This is a genomic window from Ramlibacter tataouinensis, from assembly GCF_027941915.1.
Lineage (GTDB): Bacteria > Pseudomonadota > Gammaproteobacteria > Burkholderiales > Burkholderiaceae_C > Ramlibacter > Ramlibacter tataouinensis_C.
Window position 1 is genome coordinate 899,721 of record NZ_CP116009.1, and the last position, 17,557, is coordinate 917,277.

Consider the following 17,557-nt stretch of genomic DNA (forward strand, 5'->3'; position numbering starts at 1 on the left):
CCCGCCGATTGTAGGAACCAGCCCCCTGTCGGGCCGGTCGGGCGCCGTGTTGCAGTGGGCCGGCGAGGACGACACCGCCGCCTTCGCGCGGCGGCTGGCCGCCCGGCCCGCCGTCGCGCGCGCCTTCATCGAGCTGCACGGCGACCTGGGCGCGGGCAAGACCACCTTCGTGCGCCACCTGCTGCGCGCGCTCGGAGTGGCCGGGCGCATCAAGAGCCCGACCTACACCCTGGTGGAGCCCCACGAGGGGCCGGGCTTCCCGATCTGGCATTTCGACTTCTACCGCTTCGACGACCCGCGCGAGTGGGAAGACGCCGGCTTTCGCGACGTGTTCCAGCAGAGCGGCCTGAAGCTCGCCGAGTGGCCCGAAAAGGCCGCCGGCCTGCTGCCGCCGCCCGACCTGTCGCTGCACCTGGCGCTGCGGCCGGACGCTACGCGCGAAGTGCGGGTGCAGGCGCACAGCGCCACCGGGCAGGAGCTGCTGGCATGAGCGCGCCCGTCCCGGCGCGCCGGACCCTGCTGCGGCACGGCACGCTGGTGCTGCTGCTGGGCACCGCGCAGATCGCGCGCGGCGCCACCATCGTCGCCGTGCGCCTGTGGCCGGCGCCCGACTACACGCGCGTGACCATCGAGTCCGACGGCCAGCTCGTCTCGCGCCATGCCGCGATCGGCAGCCCGCCCCGGCTGGCGGTGGACATCGAGGGCATCGAGCTCAATGCCGCGCTGCGCGAGCTGGTGGCCAAGGTGCAGGCCGACGATCCGTTCATCGCCGGCATCCGGGTGGGCCAGTTCGCGCCCGGCGTGGTGCGGCTGGTGCTGGACCTGAAGCAGCCGGCGCTGCCGCAGGTCTTCACGCTGCCGCCGGTCGCCGCCTACCAGCACCGGCTGGTGCTCGACGTGCATCCCGCGCAACCGGCCGATCCGCTGGAACAACTGATCGCACAGCACCTGGGCCAGAAGCCCGCGGCCGCGCCAGCCCCCGCCCCGGCCGCCGATCCGCTGGGCGAGCTGATGGCGCGGCACGGCGCCGGGACGGCGCGCCCGCAGCCGTCGGCCGGCGAGCCTGCTTCCCCGGCCTCGCCGGCCGCAGCCGCGGCGCCCCCGGCCGAGGCCGCCGGCAAGACCGACCGCCTGATCATTGTCGCGCTCGATCCCGGACACGGCGGCGAGGATCCCGGCGCCATCGGCCCCGGCGGCACGCGCGAGAAGGACGTGGTGCTGCAGGTCGCCCACCGCCTGCGCGACCGCATCAACGCCACCAGCATCAACGGCAACCCGATGCGCGCGTTCCTCACCCGCGACGCCGACTTCTTCGTGCCGCTGCACGTGCGGGTGCAGAAGGCGCGCCGGGTGCAGGCCGACCTGTTCGTCAGCATCCACGCCGACGCCTTCATCACGCCGACGGCGCGCGGCGCCAGCGTGTTCGCGCTGAGCCAGGGCGGCGCCTCCAGCTCGGCGGCCCGCTGGCTGGCCGAGAAGGAGAACCGGGCCGACCTGATCGGCGGCGTCAACGTGCGCACGCAGGACCGCCACGTGGCCCATGCGCTGCTGGACATGAGCACCACGGCCCAGATCAAGGACAGCATCAAGCTGGGCGGCGCGCTGCTGGGCGAGATCGGCAACGTCGGCCGGTTGCACAAGCGCAACGTCGAGCAGGCCGGCTTCGCCGTACTCAAGGCGCCCGACATTCCCAGCGTGCTGGTGGAGACCGCCTTCATCAGCAACCCGGAAGAGGAAGCCAAGCTGCGCAGCGCGGCCTACCAGGACGAACTGGCCGACGCCCTGATGCGCGGCATCCGGCGCTACTTCGCAGCCAATCCGCCGCTGGCGCGCAGTCGCGCCGTCTGACCCGCCGCGCCCTGCGCGCGCCGTCAAGCCGGCACGGGGGTGCCGACACCCCCTGTCTGGCCCTTCCTACAGCCCGCTGACGGGCTGCTTTCCACAATGCAAGGCACAGGCAGGTCGCGCCTTCCGCGGCCGTAAACCCAAGAAGGTGAACGATATGACAACCAGGCTTCTCGCGGCCGTCGTGGCCGCCGCGTCGTTGACTCTGGCCGGCTGCGGCACCATGGACCGGCAGACCGCCGGCACGATCGGCGGTGCCGCCGTCGGCGGCGTGGTCGGCAACTCGGTGTTCGGCGGCCCGCTGGGCACGCTGGGCGGCGCCGCCGCCGGCGGCTACATCGGCAACAAGGCCACCCAACCGAATAGGTAATTCGCGCCGGCTCGGTCATCTTCCGCGAAGGCGGAAGATCCAGCGCAACGCCCAACGCCAGCGCGGCCGCCGTTGCGCTGGATTGCCCCTGACGCCTGCCTCGCGCCAGGCGAGGCAGGAATGACAGTCAGATCGGATAGATCAGCGAGTTCAGCACCATCTCGCTGTCGTAGACGCAGCGGCGGCTCCTGAACTTCAGGCCCTCGCCGGTGCGCACGATCTCGTCGATGTAGCGGCCGACGTTGTAGACCTCGCTGGCATCCCCGGGGCGGGTGCGGAACACGGCGTAGTTGGCCTGCGCCCGCAGCAGCCCGGGCTCGTCGCCTTCCTGGGCCGGCAGCACCCGGGCGCCACCGACCACGTGGCGCGAGTAGTACGGGCGGTGGAAGATGGTCTGGGTGATGCCATAGACCCGGTCCTTCATCATCCCGCGGCTTTCCAGCGCGATCAGCGCCAGCGGCAAGCCGCGGTCGAAGTTCTCGCGGGCCTGCACGAAATAGCGCCCGTCCTCCAGGAAGAAGCCGGGCCAGTCGTCGAAGCGGGCTTCGTCCAGCGCCGCGGCGTAGTCGGCGTTGAGCCGGTCGACTTCCAGTTGCAGCAGCAGCTCTTCCTTCATACGTCCATCACCTTGCGCCAGTAGGCGTACATGCTGCGGATCAGCGTCTCGGTCACCATGTGCTCGGTGCCGCCGGTGCCGGTGCCGCCGAGCTCGCAGAGCGTGCGGCCATCCTCGCCCCATTGGCAGAAGCCGTCCTGGCTGAACTCGATCACCTCGCCGTCGTCGGCGCTGACGAAGCCGGCCGGGCCGAACAGGTTGGCCTGGCGCAGGCGCCGCTGCGTCATCTCGGGCGTGTCGTCGGCAAAGCCGAAGTGGGTCCAGACGAAATCGAAGCCGCCCTCGCCGCGCGGCACGATGTGGCGGGTCGACAGCGAGTTGACCTGCTGCTGGATGATGACGCTGGGGAACAGCGTCATCATGGTGACGGTGGGCATGATCTCTGTGCCCGGGTTGGCCGGATCGGGCACCTTCCACCACGGCTCGGGCACCACGTCCAGCAGGCGGTCGTCGTTGAGCACCATGTTGGCCTTGAACGAGGTCACGCCCTCGGTCACCACCTTGTTCTCGCCGCCGTCGTTGCGGCGCGAGACCATCACCGCATGCCGGCCGTGCGCGTCCATCACCATGCGGCTCTTCTGGTCGGCGCGCCACAGGCCGAAAGTGACGAACCAGGTGTGCAGCAGGCCCGGGTGGTACGGGTCCTTGATGTTCTCCATCATCAGCTTCCAGTTGCCCGGAATCCGCTGGCGGTTGTAGCCGAGCAGCGTGAGCTGGCGGCCGGCGAAGATGCGGTCCAGCCAGGGCATCACCTCGGGGCCGAGGTAGTCGCGCAGCGGCTCGGCGTCGGGGCTGAAGGTGGCGAACACCAGGCCGTGCAGCACTTCCACCCGCAGCTTGGTCAGGCCGTTGGCCTTCATGTCGAAGTCGGCCGGCATGCCGCCCTGGACGCAGGCCGATCCATCCGCCTCGACCGACTTCACGCCGTCCTTGAACGGCAGGCCGGCCAGGTCGCCATCGAGCTTGTAGGTCCACTGGTGGTACGGGCAGACGAAGCTGCGCGCGTTGCCGTGCGACTGCTGGCAGAAGCGCACGCCGCGGTGGGCGCAGCGGTTCTCGACCACGCGGATGCCGGTGTCGGTGCCACGGTCGCGGGGCGCGACCCGGTCGCGCACCATGATCACCTGGCGCTCGCCCACCCAGCTGAGCTTGAAGTCGCCGGTCTTGGGAATCTCGATCTCCAGCCCCACGTAGCACCAGTGCGGGCCGTAGAAGATCTTTTCCAGCTCGCGCTGGTAGAGGCCGGGGTCGGTATAGGCCCAGAAGGGCACGCGGCTGGAGCCCGGCTGGGCCCAGCGCGAAAGGGGTTCGGGAGCATTCATCGCAGCGTCTCCATGGCAGGCTCAATCATAAGCATGCATAGCATTCGGCGCCACCCGGACCTCAGGCGACCGGCGTGAGCTTGGCCACCGACAGCGCCAGCCACTTGATGCCGTGGCGGTTGAACTTGACCTGCGCGCGGGCGTCGTCGCCCTGCCCCTCGACCGACAGCACCGTGCCTTCGCCGAACTTGTTGTGGAACACCTGCAGGCCGGCCTTGAGGCCGTGCGAGGGGGTGGCCTTCTGCACCGGCACCGGCGCGCTGGCGTAGCGATCGGCGCTCCAGGACGATCCACCCTGGCCGGCGCGCGTGCTGGGGTAGCCGGCGCCGTAGCCGAAGGCCGAGCCGCGAAAGCCCGACTCCCGGGGCGTGAGCCACTTGAGCGCGGGCTCCGGCAGTTCGTCGAAGAAGCGGCTGCGCATGTTGTAGCGGGTCTGGCCGTGCAGCAGCCGGGTCTGCGAATAGCTCAGGTACAGCCGCTTGCGGGCGCGCGTGATCGCCACGTACATCAGCCGCCGCTCCTCCTCCAGCCCCTCGTAGTCGGCCATCGACCGCTCGCTGGGGAACAGGCCTTCTTCCAGGCCGGTGGCGAACACCACGTCGAACTCGAGCCCCTTGGCCGAGTGCACGGTCATCAGCTGGACGGCGTCCTGCCCCGCCTGGGCCTGGTTGTCGCCGGATTCGAGCGCGGCGTGGGTGAGGAAGGCCGCCAGCGGCGACAGGGTTTCGCCGGTTTCCTGGTCGGGCGGGATGTAGTCGGGCGCCGGCTCCGTCGGCTGGTCCGGATCGAGCCCCTGGCTCACCGGGCTCTGGCTCAGCTCGTCGATCGGCAGGGCGACGGCGTCGCGGCCGAAACCTTCCTGCATCACGAAGCTCTCGGCGGCGCTGGCCAGTTCCTCCAGGTTCTCGACGCGCTCGGCGCCCTCGCGCTCGGCCTTGTAGTGCTCGACCAGCCCGGCGTGCTGCAGCACCAGCTCGATGATCTCGCGCAGGCTCAGGCCCTGCGTCTGTTCGCGCAGCACGTCGATCTTCGCCACGAACGCGGCCAGGTTGGCGCCGGCCTTGCCGGTGGTGGCGCTCACCGCGTCGTGCAGCGAGCAGCCGGCCGAGCGCGCCGCGTCCTGCAGCTGCTCGATGCTGCGCGCGCCGATGCCGCGCGGCGGGAAGTTCACCACCCGCAGGAAGCTGGTGTCGTCGTGCGGGTTCTCCAGCAGGCGCAGATAGGCCAGCGCGTGCTTGATCTCGGCGCGCTCGAAGAACCGCAGGCCGCCGTAGACCCGATAGGGCACGCCGGCATTGAACAGCGCGGTCTCGATCACCCGGCTCTGGGCGTTGCTGCGGTAGAGCACGGCCATCTCGTGGCGCGGAACGCCCGGCTCGGTGCCCTGGTCGCGCGCCAGCTGCCGCATCTCCTCGACCAGCCACTGCGCCTCGGCCAGGTCGGTCGGCGCCTCGTAGACGCGCACCGGCTCGCCCGGCCCCTGGTCGGTGCGCAGGTTCTTGCCCAGCCGCCCCTTGTTGTGGCTGATCAGGGCGTTGGCCGAGTCCAGGATGTTGCTGTAGCTGCGGTAGTTCTGCTCCAGCTTGATCTGGTGGCGCACGTCGAACTCGCGCACGAAATCGGCCATGTTGCCGACCCGCGCGCCGCGGAAGGCATAGATGCTCTGGTCGTCGTCCCCCACCGCGAAGATGGAGGTGGCGCCGGCGCCGGGAGCCCCGGTGGGCTCGAACGCGAAGATCTTGATCCACGCGTACTGCAGCCGGTTGGTGTCCTGGAACTCGTCGATCAGGATGTGGCGGAAGCGCCGCTGGTAGTGGGCGCGGATGGCGTCGTTGTCGCGCAGCAGCTCGTAGCTGCGCAGCATCAGCTCGCCGAAGTCGACCACGCCCTCGCGCGCGCACTGCTCCTCGTAGAGCTGGTACAGCTCGACCTTGCGGCGGTCCTCCGGCGTGCGCGCCTCCACCGCCGCCGGGCGCAGGCCGTCTTCCTTGCAGCCGGCGATGAACCACTGCGTCTCCTTGGCCGGGAAGCGCTCCTCGTCCACGTTGAACTGCTTCATCAGCCGCTTGATGGCCGACAGCTGGTCCTGCGTGTCCAGGATCTGGAAGGCCTGCGGCAGGTTGGCCAGCTTGTGGTGCGCGCGCAGGAAGCGGTTGCACAGGCCGTGGAAGGTGCCGATCCACATGCCGCGCACGTTCACCGGCAGCATCGCCGACAGCCGAGTCATCATTTCCTTGGCCGCCTTGTTGGTGAAGGTCACGGCCATCACGCCGCCGGGCGAGATCTGGCCGGTGGACAGCAGCCAGGCGATGCGGGTGGTCAGGACACGGGTCTTGCCGGATCCGGCGCCGGCGAGGATGAGCGCGTGCTCGTTGGGCAGGGTGACGGCAGCGCGCTGCTCCGGGTTGAGGTGCTGCAGGAGCGGGGACGCGGCATCGACTTCTGGGAACATACGGCATTCTAGGAAGCCGCCCTTCGCAAGCAGATGTCACGGACCGCCCTCCTCGCCGCCGCGCTGGCTGCTGCCGCGGCGGCTCAAGCCCAGCAGACCTCGTGCAGCAGCGACGAGCAGCCGGCGCCGGTGGCGCTGCTGGAGCGCTTCATCAACGCCGATTGCGAGGCCTGCTGGCAGGCCGAGCAGGCGCCGCGCCCGCGCGCCGGCGAACTGGCCCTCGACTGGATCGTGCCGGGCGCGCGCGGCGAGGACGCGCCGCTGTCGGCCGCTGCCAGCAGCGACGCGCTGGAGCGGCTGCAGGCGCTGGGCCGCCGGGCGCCGGCGCAGCTCGCATCGGTCCGCACGGCGCGGCAGCAGGCGGCGGGCAGCCTGCGGGTGGCGCACGGCCCGGCCTTCAACGGCTACGTGGGCACCTCGATCCAGTCGCTGGGCGGCGGACCGGGCCCGTTCACCGGCTGGCTGGCGCTGGTCGAGACGCTGCCGGCCGGCGCCGAAGGCTCGCCGGTGGAGCGCAACCTGGTGCGCAACCTGCTGCAGGTGCCCTGGCCGGCGGCGCCGGGGCGGCGTTTCGAGGCCCGGCCCATGAGCATCCCCGAAGGCGCCCACCCCGAGCGCCTGCGCGTGGTCGGCTGGCTGCAGGATTCACGGGGAAGGATCCGGGCCATCTCCGAGTCGCGCTGCGACCCGCAGGAGCAAAGGCGCTAGAATTGCGCACCGGGCCCAAGCATTTGGGACCCGGTTTTTTTTTGCCCTCGCCCATTCGGCGGGAGCGCAGGCCGGGCCCAGTCCAAGCGTCCACTCGTTCTTCAACGATTCCTCTCCAGGAGCTTGGTCACATGGAAATCTTCGACTACGACAACGTCCTGCTGCTGCCGCGCAAGTGCCGCGTGGAAAGCCGCTCCGAGTGCGACGCCAGCATGGTGCTGGGCGGCCGCAGCTTCCGCATCCCGGTGGTCCCCGCCAACATGAAGACGGTGGTGGACGAGGCGATCTGCCTGTGGCTGGCGCAGAACGGCTACTTCTACGTGATGCACCGCTTCGACCTGGACAACCTGAAGTTCGTCCGGTGGATGAAGGAGCAAGGCGCCTTCGCCTCGATCTCGCTGGGCGTGAAGAAGGCCGACTACGAGACGGCGGACCAGCTGGCCGCCCAGGGCCTGGCGCCCGAGTACGTGACCATCGACATCGCGCACGGCCACGCCGACAGCGTAAAGAACATGATCGCGCACCTGAAGGCGAAGCTGCCCTCGACCTTCGTGATCGCCGGCAACGTCGGCACGCCCGAGGCGGTGATCGACCTGGAGAACTGGGGCGCCGACGCCACCAAGGTCGGCATCGGCCCGGGCAAGGTCTGCATCACCCGCATGAAGACCGGCTTCGGCACCGGCGGCTGGCAGCTCTCGGCGCTCAAGTGGTGCGCCCGCGTGGCCACCAAGCCGATCATCGCCGACGGCGGCATCCGCGAGCACGGCGACATCGCCAAGAGCATCCGCTTCGGCGCCAGCATGGTGATGATCGGCTCGATGCTGGCCGGCCACGAGGAGTCGCCCGGCCAGACCGTCGAAGTCGACGGCCAGCTGTACAAGGAGTACTACGGCAGCGCCTCCGACTTCAACAAGGGCGAGTACCGGCACGTGGAGGGCAAGCGCATCCTGGAGCCGGTCAAGGGCAAGCTGGCCGACACGCTGCGCGAGATGCAGGAAGACATCCAGAGCTCGATCAGCTATTCCGGCGGCAAGCGCCTGCTGGACATCCGCAAGGTCAACTACGTGATCCTGGGCGGCGACAACGCGGGCGAGCACCTGTTGATGTAAGAAAGTTGTAACGATCAGCCCTAGAATGGACTGATGCAAAACGTTACAAGGCGCGCCGCCCGCCTGACCCTGGCGGCCCTCCTCGGGGCGGCAGCGGCCGCGCACGCCGTGCCCATGCCCGCCTTCGAGGACCCCAAGCTGGCCGAATGGGCGCGCCTGGCCAATGCCGAGATGGAGCGCTACCTGGCCAACCCGCAGGGCTACTTCGCCATGCCGGCCCAGGCCGGCGCCAGCTGCGAGCTGCCGCCCGAGGTGCTCAGCCGCATTATCGGCGTGCGCCTGCCGGGTGTGGCGATGTCCGAGGAAGAGCGCAAGGTCTGGGCCCGCACCACGCGCGGCATGCCCGGCATGAAGCCGATGGAGTACGCCGACGTGGTGGTGCGGCCCACGAAGGCCGAGTGCAGCGACGGCAAACCGGCCGGCAGCTGGGCCGGCTGGGTCGAGTTCACCATGGTCAACAACGCGCCCGGGATGGTGATCCGCACCCGCATGCGCAAGTACATCGAGGTGGCGGTGGCGCCCGATGGCCAGCGCAACGGGGCGGTGATGGAGCGCATGACCCAGATCAGCCACACGACCGACTGGGCCGACCCGGCCACCGCCGACCTGATGCGCAAGAACCCGGGCCCCAGCGCCACCTCGGCCACCTTCGTCTACAACGAGCCGGGGCAGCACGAGGCCACCAACAAGGGCCTGACCCTGTCGCGCGTGTTCGTCAGCGGCTCGCACGGCGGCGCCGACGTGACCACCACGGTGACGCTGCCGATCGGGCCGAAGCACTTCAAGACCGTCATGTACAACGGGACCCAGAAGGCCAACGAGTTCTCCTACAAGGACGGCCGGCCGCACGGACTGCAGGTGGGCTACCCGTACCGCACCGGCATGGGCATCGACGTGCCGGCTTCCAGCATCTGCTGGGAGAACGGCGAACAGATCAAGACCACCCAATGCAACGCCAACTGATTGTCGCGCTGCTGGCCGCCGGCGCCACCGTGGCCATGGCCCAGGACCCTGCCGTGCACGGCACCGGCGCGCGCTGCCTGGCCGGCGATTGCCACAACGGCACCGGCACCCTGCTGCGCGGCGACGGCAACCAGTACACCGGCCCCTGGATCGGCGGCCGCTTCGCCGGCGGCACCTACCAGGTGCGCTGGGCGGCCGACGCGAGCCAGACCCATCCCCTGCGCATCGATACCGAGGGGCTGGCCCTGGAAGGCACCATGGTGCGCGGCCTGGGCGACTGGGCCAAGGCCACCAGCACCTACACCGGCACCTTCGGCCGGGTCTGGAACCCGTTCATCGAGCGCCACATGGCCTCCTTCGCCACCGGCCGCTACCTGGACACCAAGGGCAACACCTACGAAGGCGAGTTCCAGTACATCCCCTCGCGCGCCTACGGCGAGCACGTGGTCACCGGCATCTTCCTGTTCCAGGGCGTGCGCATCGACCCGGTCGAGGACGAGGTGGTCGCCGGCCTGTTCATCAGCGATCCCACGGTCAGCGGCGCCAACATCGCCTTCTACCGCGCCCGGCCGGACTACATCGCCAAGCTGCAGCAGGACTTCGCCTTCGACAAGCAGCGCAGCGCCCAGGACAAGGCCGACCAGGCCTCACGCCAGGCGGCCTGGGGCATGCTGCTGAACCTGACGATGGGCGCCGCCGCGATGTCGGGCGGCGGCGGACGCGGCGGCGGCTTCGATGCGCTGGGCGGGTTCGGCGGCGGTCTGGGCGGCTTCGGCGGCGCGGGCGGCGGCGGCAGCAGCGGCAAGCGGCTGGCGCTCAACCTGCTGGGCGACGTGCTGCGCGGTGCCGAGCCGGCGCAGGCGGCCGCCGACCGGCTGGCCGGCGACCTGCAGCAGCGCGCCCTGGGCGCGCCGCAAGCGGCCGCCGCGCTGGGCCTGGGCGGAGGCGCCCCCGCCAGTTCGCAGGAGCTCGCGCAGCGCATCGGCCAGTCGCTGCTGGCCAACCCGCGCAAGCTGACCGTCAAGGAGTACCAGCGCCTGCTGCAGGAAGCGGCCGGGCGCTGAGGAGATCCACTTTGTCATCCGCCGCGAAGGCGGAGGATCCAGCGCAACGCGCCTGCGGCGCTGCCGAAAGCGCAAGCCGCGGATTCCCGCCTCCGCGGGGATGACCCGCTGGTCGCTCGCGTCCGGATCAGCGGAAGAGCAGGTCCAGCGCCAGTTCGTGCAGCCGGTGCTCCGGCTCCACCAGAGCCTCCAGCACGCTGAAGTGGTTCAGGCCCGGCAGCGCCTCGCACACCTCCACGCAACCTTCGCCCCAGGCCTCGCGGATCAGCCGGTTCTGGCGCAGGAACTCAGGGCTCTCGTCGCCGCCGGCCACCGCGTACAACGCCGCGCCCGCGGGCGCCGGCAGGAAGGCCGGGCTGGCCCTGCGCGCATCCTCGGGCGTGAGCCGCAGGTCCTGCAGGAAGGGCGTGCGCCGGATCGGCTCCAGGTCGAACAGGCCGGAGATCGACAGCGCCTTGCGCACGGCGTCGGCCGGCAACTCGGGGTCCCAGGCGCGCCAGTCGCAGGCCAGCAGCATGGCCGCCAGCTGGCCTCCGGCCGAATGGCCGACCACGGTGACCTGCCGCGGATCGCCGCCGTAGGTGGGCGCGTGCTTCCAGGTCCAGGCCAGCGCCCGCACGATCTGCAGCGTGATCTGCGGGATCGTCACCGCCGGGCACAGGTCGTAGTTGGGCACCACCACGCAGGCGCCCACGTCCTGGAACATCGGCGCCACGAAGGAGTGGTCGCTCTTGTCCAGCGCACGCCAGTAGCCGCCGTGCAGGAACACCATGACCGGGCCGCGCGCCTGCGGCGCCGGGAACACGTCCAGCCGCTGGCCGGCGCTGTCGCCGTAGGGGATGTCCGGCACGCACTCGAACGCCTCGCGCGCGCGGCGCGAGGCGTCGGCCCAGCGCGCAAAGTGCGCGCCGTGCTGCGGCACCAGCGCGCGGTTGTTGTACATGCGGTCGAGCCACTCGCCATCCTGCCGTTGCATGCGTTCGCCTCCTCGGGGTCGTCCTCCGACAGCGGGCGACGATAGCAGAGCGTCCTAGAATTCCCGGTCACTGCCGGGGCCCGGCAGGACAGGCACAACGAGAGGGCGCGTCCATGGCCGTCAAGGTGGTGAGCAAGGTCGAGATCCCGGAGCTGGTCGAGAAGCGCCAGAGCCAGATCCTGCGGGCCGCCATCGAGCTGTATGGCAAGCAGGGCTACCACGTCACCACCATCCGCGAAGTGGCCCTGCGCGCGAACGTGAGCGTCGGGCTGATCTACCAGTACGTGCAGGACAAGGAGGACGTGCTGTTCCTCGCGCTGGTGGAAGTGCTGGAGTCCTACCAGCGCGAGATCCCGCCCGCGCTGGCCGGCCTCACCGATCCGATGGAGCGCTTCTGCGCCGCGGTGCGCGCCTACGGGCACGTCATCGACCAGCGCATCGAGGCCACCGCACTGGTCTACCGGGAGACCAAGTGGCTGCGGGCCGAGCGGCGCGAGCTCCTCAAGCAGAAAGAGGCGCAGACCAACAGGCTGGTTTCCGACTGCATCGGGGACTGCATGGCCGCCGGCCTGTTCGAAGACCTCGACGTCGACCTGTTCACCTACCAGATCGTGATGTTCTGCCACGCCTGGGCTCTGAAGGCCTGGCACTTCCAGGGCCGCATGACGATCGACGAATACCTCGACCGTGGAATGAAGCTGATGCTGGGCCCGGTGTTGACGGCGCGCGGCAAGCGCAACTTCGCCCAGCAGGCGCCGGCGGCACCGGCCGCGGCGGCGAGAAGTGGCGCGAGCGGCGGGAGCCGGGTGGCGGCGAGAAGCGCTGCGGGCGGCAAGCGGACGGCGGCGCGGTGACGGCGGCGCAGCAGGCGCCGCTCCTTTCGCCTACTTCGCCGCCGCAAACGCCGCCAGCGTCTGTCTTCCGATGATCAGCTGCTGCACTTCGGTCGCCCCCTCGTAGATGCGCAGCGCCCGGATCTCGCGGTACAGGCGCTCCACCGGCACCTCCGACACCACGCCGAGCCCGCCCCACACCTGCACCGCCGCATCGATCACCTGCTGCGCCGACTCGGTCGCCTGCATCTTGGCCATGGCGGCCTCGCGGGTGACGTTGCGGCCCTGGTCGCGCTGCCAGGCCGCGCGGTAGGTGAGCAGCGCCGCGCTGTCGATGGCCGTCGCCATGTTCGCCAGCTTGACCTGGGTGATCTGGAAATCGGCCAGCACCTGGCCGAACATGCCGCGGGTGGTTGAGCGCGCCAGCGTCTCGGCCAGGGCGCGGCGCGCGAAGCCCAGGGCGGCGGCCGCCACCGAGGTGCGGAAGATATCGAGCGTCTGCATCGCGATCTTGAAGCCCTGCCCCGGCTCGCCAAGGCGCTGCGCAGCCGGGATGCGGCAGCCGCTCAAACGCAGGCTGGCCAGCGGATGCGGCGCGATCACCGGGATGCGCTGCGCGATCTCGAAACCGGGCGTGCCGGCCTCGACGACGAAGGCCGACAGGCCGCGCGAGCCGGACGCCTCGCCGGTGCGCGCGAACACCACGTAGAAGTCGGCGATGCCGCCGTTGGAGATCCAGGTCTTCTCGCCGTCGAGCACGTAGTGGTCGCCCTCACGCCGGGCGCGGCACTGCAGGGCCGCCACGTCGGAACCGGAGTTGGGTTCAGACAGGGCGAACGCGGGGATTGCCTCGCCGCGGGCGACGGGCGCAAGGTAGCGGCGCTTCTGCGCCGGCGTGCCGTGCAGCGTGACCGCGCCGGAGCCGAGCCCCTGCATGCCGAACGCGAAGTCCGCCAGGCCCGAGTGGCGCGCCAGCGTCTCGCGCAGCAGGCAGAGCGCGCGCGTATCGATCGTTTCGCCCTGGCCGCCCCACTCGGTGCCGCCGATGGCGTAGCGCAGCCAGCCGCCCGCGCCCAGGCGCCGCACCAGGTCGCGGCAGGCGGCATCGACGTCGGCGCCGTGACCGCGATCCAGTTCGCGCGCGCACCAGGCCTCCAGGTCGCGGGCCATCGCCCGGTGCTGCGGCTCGAGGAAGGGCCACTCGAGCCAGCCGGTGTCGTGGAACATGGGCGCCTTTCGTTCAACCGGCCAGGAAGCGACTCACCAGCGCCTGGGTGTCGGCCTGTGCGTACAGCAAGGCCGTGCCTTCCAGCTCCGCCGCAAAACCGTCCTCCCGGCCCAGGGCGGCGGCGGTGATGCAGCGCTTGCAGGCAGCCAGCGCCGGGCCCGTGAAGGCGGCGATCCGCTCGGCCTGCGCCCGCGCCGCGGCTTGCAGCTGTGCCGCCGGCACGCACTGGTGGACGAGGCCTAGAGCCGCGGCCCGCGTTCCGTCGATCACCTCGGCGCCGAGGATCAACTGGCGGGCGACGGCGTCGCCGCAGATGCGCGCCAGCCGCTGGGTGCCGCCGGCGCCCGGCAGCAGCCCCAGCCTGGCCTCGGGCAATCCGAGCCTGGCGGTGTCGGCCGCCAGCCGCAGGTCGCAGGCGAGCGCCAGTTCGAGCCCGCCGCCCAGCGCCGGCCCGCCGATCTCGGCCAGCGACACCTTGGGGCTGCGCTCGATGCGCGCGAACACCTGCTGCATCGCCCGCGCCAGCTCGACCATCTGCGCGCGCCCGGCCTCGGTCGCGAAGCGCTCGCGCATCAGCACGAGGTCGGCGCCGGCGCAGAAGGCCCGGCCCGCATTGCGGATCCGCAGCACGTGCACCTCGTCGCGCGCCTCGACCTCGTCGACGATGGCGTCCAGCCGCGCCACCCAGGCGTCGTCGATCGCGTTGACCGGCGGCCGGTCCAGCGTGGCGATGGCGATCGCCCCCTCGAAGGCGAGTGCGATCGGATGGCGGGCAGCGTCCATGGCGCGCGGTCGTCAGTCGCCCTGGAACACCGGAGTCTGCTTGGCCACGAACGCGTGGTAGGCGCGACCGAAGTCCTGGGTCATCATGCAGATCGCCTGTGCCTCGGCTTCGGTCTCCAGCGCCTGCTCGATGGTCTGGTTCCATTCCTGGTGCAGGCACTTCTTGGTCATGAAGTGCGCGAACGCCGGGCCGTTGGCCAGCGACAGTGCCATGTCCCTGGCCTTGGCCAGCAGGCCGTCGGCCGGCACCAGCTCGTTGAAGTAGCCCCAGGCCAGGCCCTCGTCGGCCGTCATCACGCGGCCGGTGTAGAGCAGCTCGGAGGCGCGGCCGTGGCCGATCAGGCGCGGCAGGATGGCGCAGGCGCCCATGTCGCAGCCGGCCAGCCCCACGCGGGTGAACAGGAAGGCCGTCCTGGTCCTGGCCGTGCCGTAGCGCAGGTCCGACGCCATCGGCAGGATGGCGCCGGCCCCGGCGCTGATGCCGTCGACCGCCGCGATGATCGGTTGCGGACACTGCCGCATTTCCTTGACCAGGTTGCCGGTCATGCGGGTGAAGCTGAGCAGCCCGTCCATCTCCATGCCCACCAGCGGACCGATGATGTCGTGCACGTCGCCACCCGAGCAGAAGTTGCCGCCCTCGCCGGTGAGCACCACCACGCGCACGTCGTCCACGCATTGCAGCTTGTGGAAGGTGTCGCGCAGCTCGGCGTAGCTGTCGAAGGTCAGCGGGTTCTTGCGGTCGGGGCGGTTGAGCGTGACAGTGGCCACGCGGTCGGCAACCTCCAGCCGGAAGTGCCTGGGACGGAGTTCGGCGGCCTTGAGCTTGTACATGGTCATTCCTTCTGGGGCGTTGGGTGCTGCGGCGGGCCGGCGGGGCGCTGGGCGGACGGTGCTCAACCGGCGAGCGTCAGGCCGCCGCTCACGCTGAGCACCTGGCCGGTGACGAACGAGGACTGGTCGGTGCTGAAGAACAGCACTGCGTCGGCGATCTCGGAAGGCTGCGCCAGCCGGCGCATCGGCGTGGCCTTGACGAAGGCCTCCTGGTGCTTCTGCGGCACCGCCGCCAGCAGCGGCGTGGCAGTCGGCCCGGGGCAGACGCAGTTGACGTTGATGCGGTGGCGGGCGGTCTCGCGCGCCAGGCTCTTGGTGAAGGCGATGGCGCCGCCCTTGGCGCCCGAGTACACCGTCTCGCCCAGGCTGCCGACCCGGCCGGCGTCGCTGGCCACCGTCACGATCTTGCCGCCCTCGCCCCGTTCGATCATGCCGCCCAGGAAGGCGTGGGTGACGGCGATCGGCCCCATCAGGTTCAGGTCCACCACCTTGCGCCAGAAGTCGGGCGTGTTCTCCAGGAACGGCTGGATCCGGCCCCAGCCCGCCACGTTGGCGACGATGTCCACGTGCGGCGACTGGCGGTAGGCTTCGGCGCGGAATACCGCGATCGAGTCGAGGTCGGTCACGTCCAGGCGGATGAAGTCGGCCTTGCCGCCCTGCGCGCGGATGTCGTCGGCCGCCGCGCGGCCGGCCGCTTCGGCGATGTCGCCGAGCAGCACGTAGGCGCCGGCCTGCGCCAGCGCGTGCGCGGTGGCGCGCCCGATGCCCGAGGCCGCTCCGGTGACGACGGCCGTCTTGCCTGTGAGTTGCATGCCACGAACCTCCAAGGTGTTGGTCGAGGTCGAAAAAGGGGCCGGGGCCGTGGGCGGGTCCGGTCATGGGTCCTCGCCCCGCTGCCAGACTGAATGATGGTTCATTCGACAAACCAGGTCCGGCTGGATTTACCCTCGGAACGGGCTTGACTTATGTCCGGCCCGCGACGAGCCCGGCAGCCGCAACGGCACCGTCCCCACCACAATCGAGCCCGTGTTCAAGCCCGCCTTCTGATCCCGATCCCATGAACCTCCACGCCAAGCTCCAGCAGCGTGCGGCCCAGGGCCGCCCCATCCGCATCGGCCTGATCGGCGCCGGCAAGTTCGGCTCCATGTACCTGGCCCAGGTGCCGCGCACGCCGGGGGTGCACCTGGTCGGCATCGCCGACCTCTCGCCGGCCGGCGCGCACGCCAACCTCGCTCGCGTGGGCTGGGAGCCCGCCCGCAGCGAGGCGCCATCGCTGGATGCGGCGATGCGCGACGGCAGCACCCACGTCGGCGAGGACTGGCAGGCGCTGGTGCGGCACCCGGCGATCGACGTGATCGTCGAGTGCACCGGCCACCCGATCGCCGCCGTCGACCACTGCCTGGAGGCGTTCGCCCACGGCAAGCACGTCGTCAACGTCACGGTGGAGGCGGACGCCTTCTGCGGTCCGCTGCTGGCGCGGCGCGCAGCCGACGCCGGGGTCGTGTATTCGCTGGCCTTCGGCGACCAGCCGGCGCTGATCTGCGACCTGGTGGACTGGGCGCGCACCTGCGGATTCCCGGTGGTGGCGGCCGGCCGCGGGCACAAGTGGCTGCCGCACTTCTGCGAATCGACACCGGAGACGGTCTGGGGCTACTACGGCCTGACACCCGAGCAGGCCCGCCGCGGCGGGCTGAACCCGAAGATGTTCAACAGCTTCCTGGACGGCTCCAAGCCTTCGATCGAAAGCACGGCGGTGGCCAACGCCACCGGGCTGGGCGTGCCGAGCGACGGCCTGCTCTACCCGCCGGCCAGCATCGAGGACATCCCCTACGTCACCCGTCCGCGCAGCGAAGGCGGCGTGCTCGAGCGCAAGGGCATGGTGGAAGTGATCTCCTCGCTCGAGCCCGACGGCCGCCGGATCCCCTACGACATCCGCATGGGCGTGTGGGTCACCGTGGAGGCCGAGACCGAGTACATCCGCAACTGCTTCGAGGAATACAACGCCCACACCGATCCCAGCGGGCGTTATTTCACGCTGTACAAGCGCTGGCACCTGATCGGGCTGGAAGTCGGCGTGTCGGTCGCCTCGGCCGCGCTGCGCGGCGAGCCGACCGGCGTGGCCACCGGCTGGAACGCCGACGTGGTCGCCACCGCCAAGCGCGACTTGAAGCCGGGCGAGCTGCTCGACGGCGAAGGCGGCTACACCGTCTGGGGCAAGCTGCTGCCCGCCGCCCGCTCGGCACAGATGGGCGGCCTGCCGCTCGGGCTGGCGCACGGGGTCAAGCTGGTGCGGCCGGTGGCGAAGGGCCAGAGCCTGACCTGGGCCGACGTCGCCATGGACACCGGCACGCGGGCCTGGCAACTGCGGCGGGAAATGGAAGGGCTGTTCGCCCCGGCGCGGCTGACAGCCGCCTGACAGCCACCGCGCGGGTGGGCGCGCCATGATGGCCGCCAAGG

General features: G+C 70.7%; 17 protein-coding genes. 9 read left to right on the forward strand and 8 right to left on the reverse strand.

Annotation, left to right across the window (positions count from 1 at the left end; translation table 11 throughout):
- Nucleotides 1-7: 7 nt before the first annotated feature.
- The 3 genes from tsaE (at nucleotide 8) to PE066_RS04165 (ending at nucleotide 2,215) form a co-directional block, all read left to right on the forward strand.
- Nucleotides 8-490 carry a tRNA (adenosine(37)-N6)-threonylcarbamoyltransferase complex ATPase subunit type 1 TsaE gene (tsaE, locus tag PE066_RS04155; protein WP_271236501.1) on the forward strand — a complete coding sequence of 161 codons (483 nt, stop codon included), beginning with the start codon at nucleotides 8-10 and terminating at the stop codon, nucleotides 488-490.
- Nucleotides 487-1,848, forward strand: coding sequence for an N-acetylmuramoyl-L-alanine amidase (locus tag PE066_RS04160; protein ID WP_271235303.1), 1,362 nt, complete (start codon nucleotides 487-489; stop codon nucleotides 1,846-1,848). Before tsaE ends, PE066_RS04160 begins: the two co-directional genes overlap by 4 nt.
- Nucleotides 1,849-2,002: 154 nt before the next feature.
- Complete coding sequence (locus tag PE066_RS04165; protein WP_271235304.1) at nucleotides 2,003-2,215, forward strand: glycine zipper 2TM domain-containing protein; 213 nt, start codon at nucleotides 2,003-2,005, stop codon at nucleotides 2,213-2,215.
- Nucleotides 2,216-2,342: 127 nt separating this feature from the next.
- Here the strand turns inward: PE066_RS04165 and PE066_RS04170 are convergent, their stop codons facing one another.
- The 3 genes from PE066_RS04170 to PE066_RS04180 form a co-directional block, all read right to left on the reverse strand.
- Entirely contained in the window at nucleotides 2,343-2,831 is a 489-nt protein-coding gene (locus PE066_RS04170; RefSeq protein WP_271235305.1) for an aromatic-ring-hydroxylating dioxygenase subunit beta, read from the reverse strand.
- Nucleotides 2,828-4,153, reverse strand: coding sequence for an aromatic ring-hydroxylating dioxygenase subunit alpha (locus PE066_RS04175; protein WP_271235306.1), 1,326 nt, complete (start codon nucleotides 4,151-4,153; stop codon nucleotides 2,828-2,830). The genes PE066_RS04170 and PE066_RS04175 overlap by 4 nt, the downstream gene beginning before the upstream one ends.
- 61 nt (nucleotides 4,154-4,214) lie before the next feature.
- Nucleotides 4,215-6,605, reverse strand: coding sequence for a UvrD-helicase domain-containing protein (locus tag PE066_RS04180; RefSeq protein WP_271235307.1), 2,391 nt, complete (start codon nucleotides 6,603-6,605; stop codon nucleotides 4,215-4,217).
- Between the two features lie 33 nt (nucleotides 6,606-6,638).
- Here PE066_RS04180 and PE066_RS04185 point away from each other — a divergent pair, with 33 nt between their 5' ends.
- The 4 genes from PE066_RS04185 (at nucleotide 6,639) to PE066_RS04200 (ending at nucleotide 10,449) form a co-directional block, all read left to right on the forward strand.
- A complete protein-coding gene (locus tag PE066_RS04185) occupies nucleotides 6,639-7,313 on the forward strand; it encodes a hypothetical protein (RefSeq protein ID WP_271235308.1) in 675 nt (224 codons plus the stop codon).
- Nucleotides 7,314-7,444: 131 nt separating this feature from the next.
- A complete protein-coding gene (locus PE066_RS04190; protein ID WP_271235309.1) occupies nucleotides 7,445-8,422 on the forward strand; it encodes a GMP reductase in 978 nt (325 codons plus the stop codon).
- A 33-nt stretch (nucleotides 8,423-8,455) separates the two neighbouring features.
- On the forward strand, nucleotides 8,456-9,385 hold the full coding sequence (locus tag PE066_RS04195; protein WP_271235310.1) for a hypothetical protein: 930 nt from the start codon (nucleotides 8,456-8,458) through the stop codon (nucleotides 9,383-9,385).
- Entirely contained in the window at nucleotides 9,370-10,449 is a 1,080-nt protein-coding gene (locus PE066_RS04200) for a hypothetical protein (protein ID WP_271235311.1), read from the forward strand. The genes PE066_RS04195 and PE066_RS04200 overlap by 16 nt, the downstream gene beginning before the upstream one ends.
- Nucleotides 10,450-10,576: 127 nt before the next feature.
- Here the strand turns inward: PE066_RS04200 and PE066_RS04205 are convergent, their stop codons facing one another.
- On the reverse strand, nucleotides 10,577-11,425 hold the full coding sequence (locus tag PE066_RS04205; RefSeq protein WP_271235312.1) for an alpha/beta hydrolase: 849 nt from the start codon (nucleotides 11,423-11,425) through the stop codon (nucleotides 10,577-10,579).
- Nucleotides 11,426-11,538: 113 nt separating this feature from the next.
- Between PE066_RS04205 and PE066_RS04210 the strand changes: the two genes are divergently transcribed.
- Nucleotides 11,539-12,279 carry a TetR/AcrR family transcriptional regulator gene (locus tag PE066_RS04210; protein ID WP_271235313.1) on the forward strand — a complete coding sequence of 247 codons (741 nt, stop codon included), beginning with the start codon at nucleotides 11,539-11,541 and terminating at the stop codon, nucleotides 12,277-12,279.
- A 30-nt stretch (nucleotides 12,280-12,309) separates the two neighbouring features.
- Here PE066_RS04210 and PE066_RS04215 read toward each other — a convergent pair whose 3' ends face one another.
- The 4 genes from PE066_RS04215 to PE066_RS04230 form a co-directional block, all read right to left on the reverse strand.
- Nucleotides 12,310-13,485: an acyl-CoA dehydrogenase family protein gene (locus PE066_RS04215; protein ID WP_271235314.1), complete on the reverse strand. Its 1,176-nt coding sequence runs from the start codon at nucleotides 13,483-13,485 to the stop codon at nucleotides 12,310-12,312.
- A gap of 13 nt (nucleotides 13,486-13,498) precedes the next feature.
- Nucleotides 13,499-14,269 (reverse strand): enoyl-CoA hydratase/isomerase family protein, encoded by a 771-nt coding sequence (locus PE066_RS04220; RefSeq protein ID WP_271235315.1) that lies wholly within the window; start codon nucleotides 14,267-14,269, stop codon nucleotides 13,499-13,501.
- 12 nt (nucleotides 14,270-14,281) lie between these two features.
- The gene (locus PE066_RS04225; protein ID WP_271235316.1) at nucleotides 14,282-15,100 is read right to left on the reverse strand and encodes an enoyl-CoA hydratase family protein; all 819 of its coding nucleotides are present in this window, start codon (nucleotides 15,098-15,100) and stop codon (nucleotides 14,282-14,284) included.
- A 62-nt stretch (nucleotides 15,101-15,162) separates the two neighbouring features.
- Nucleotides 15,163-15,912, reverse strand: a complete 750-nt coding sequence (locus PE066_RS04230) for an SDR family NAD(P)-dependent oxidoreductase (RefSeq protein WP_271235317.1) — start codon at nucleotides 15,910-15,912, stop codon at nucleotides 15,163-15,165.
- A 245-nt stretch (nucleotides 15,913-16,157) separates the two neighbouring features.
- Here PE066_RS04230 and PE066_RS04235 point away from each other — a divergent pair, with 245 nt between their 5' ends.
- On the forward strand, nucleotides 16,158-17,516 hold the full coding sequence (locus PE066_RS04235; protein WP_271235318.1) for an NAD(P)H-dependent oxidoreductase: 1,359 nt from the start codon (nucleotides 16,158-16,160) through the stop codon (nucleotides 17,514-17,516).
- The last annotated feature ends 41 nt before the right edge of the window (nucleotides 17,517-17,557 follow it).

What these genes read in the sequence shown, in the direction of transcription:
- PE066_RS04160 (WP_271235303.1), top strand. Translation starts at nt 487, where the DNA reads ATGAGCGCGCCCGTCCCGGCGCGCCGGACCCTGCTGCGGCACGGCACG.
- PE066_RS04230 (WP_271235317.1), bottom strand. Translation starts at nt 15,912, where the DNA reads ATGCAACTCACAGGCAAGACGGCCGTCGTCACCGGAGCGGCCTCGGGC.
- PE066_RS04195 (WP_271235310.1), top strand. Translation starts at nt 8,456, where the DNA reads ATGCAAAACGTTACAAGGCGCGCCGCCCGCCTGACCCTGGCGGCCCTC.
- PE066_RS04225 (WP_271235316.1), bottom strand. Translation starts at nt 15,100, where the DNA reads ATGTACAAGCTCAAGGCCGCCGAACTCCGTCCCAGGCACTTCCGGCTG.
- PE066_RS04175 (WP_271235306.1), bottom strand. Translation starts at nt 4,153, where the DNA reads ATGAATGCTCCCGAACCCCTTTCGCGCTGGGCCCAGCCGGGCTCCAGC.
- PE066_RS04165 (WP_271235304.1), top strand. Translation starts at nt 2,003, where the DNA reads ATGACAACCAGGCTTCTCGCGGCCGTCGTGGCCGCCGCGTCGTTGACT.
- PE066_RS04215 (WP_271235314.1), bottom strand. Translation starts at nt 13,485, where the DNA reads ATGTTCCACGACACCGGCTGGCTCGAGTGGCCCTTCCTCGAGCCGCAG.
- PE066_RS04205 (WP_271235312.1), bottom strand. Translation starts at nt 11,425, where the DNA reads ATGCAACGGCAGGATGGCGAGTGGCTCGACCGCATGTACAACAACCGC.
- PE066_RS04210 (WP_271235313.1), top strand. Translation starts at nt 11,539, where the DNA reads ATGGCCGTCAAGGTGGTGAGCAAGGTCGAGATCCCGGAGCTGGTCGAG.
- PE066_RS04235 (WP_271235318.1), top strand. Translation starts at nt 16,158, where the DNA reads ATGAACCTCCACGCCAAGCTCCAGCAGCGTGCGGCCCAGGGCCGCCCC.
- PE066_RS04180 (WP_271235307.1), bottom strand. Translation starts at nt 6,605, where the DNA reads ATGTTCCCAGAAGTCGATGCCGCGTCCCCGCTCCTGCAGCACCTCAAC.
- PE066_RS04220 (WP_271235315.1), bottom strand. Translation starts at nt 14,269, where the DNA reads ATGGACGCTGCCCGCCATCCGATCGCACTCGCCTTCGAGGGGGCGATC.
- PE066_RS04190 (WP_271235309.1), top strand. Translation starts at nt 7,445, where the DNA reads ATGGAAATCTTCGACTACGACAACGTCCTGCTGCTGCCGCGCAAGTGC.
- PE066_RS04170 (WP_271235305.1), bottom strand. Translation starts at nt 2,831, where the DNA reads ATGAAGGAAGAGCTGCTGCTGCAACTGGAAGTCGACCGGCTCAACGCC.
- PE066_RS04200 (WP_271235311.1), top strand. Translation starts at nt 9,370, where the DNA reads ATGCAACGCCAACTGATTGTCGCGCTGCTGGCCGCCGGCGCCACCGTG.
- PE066_RS04185 (WP_271235308.1), top strand. Translation starts at nt 6,639, where the DNA reads ATGTCACGGACCGCCCTCCTCGCCGCCGCGCTGGCTGCTGCCGCGGCG.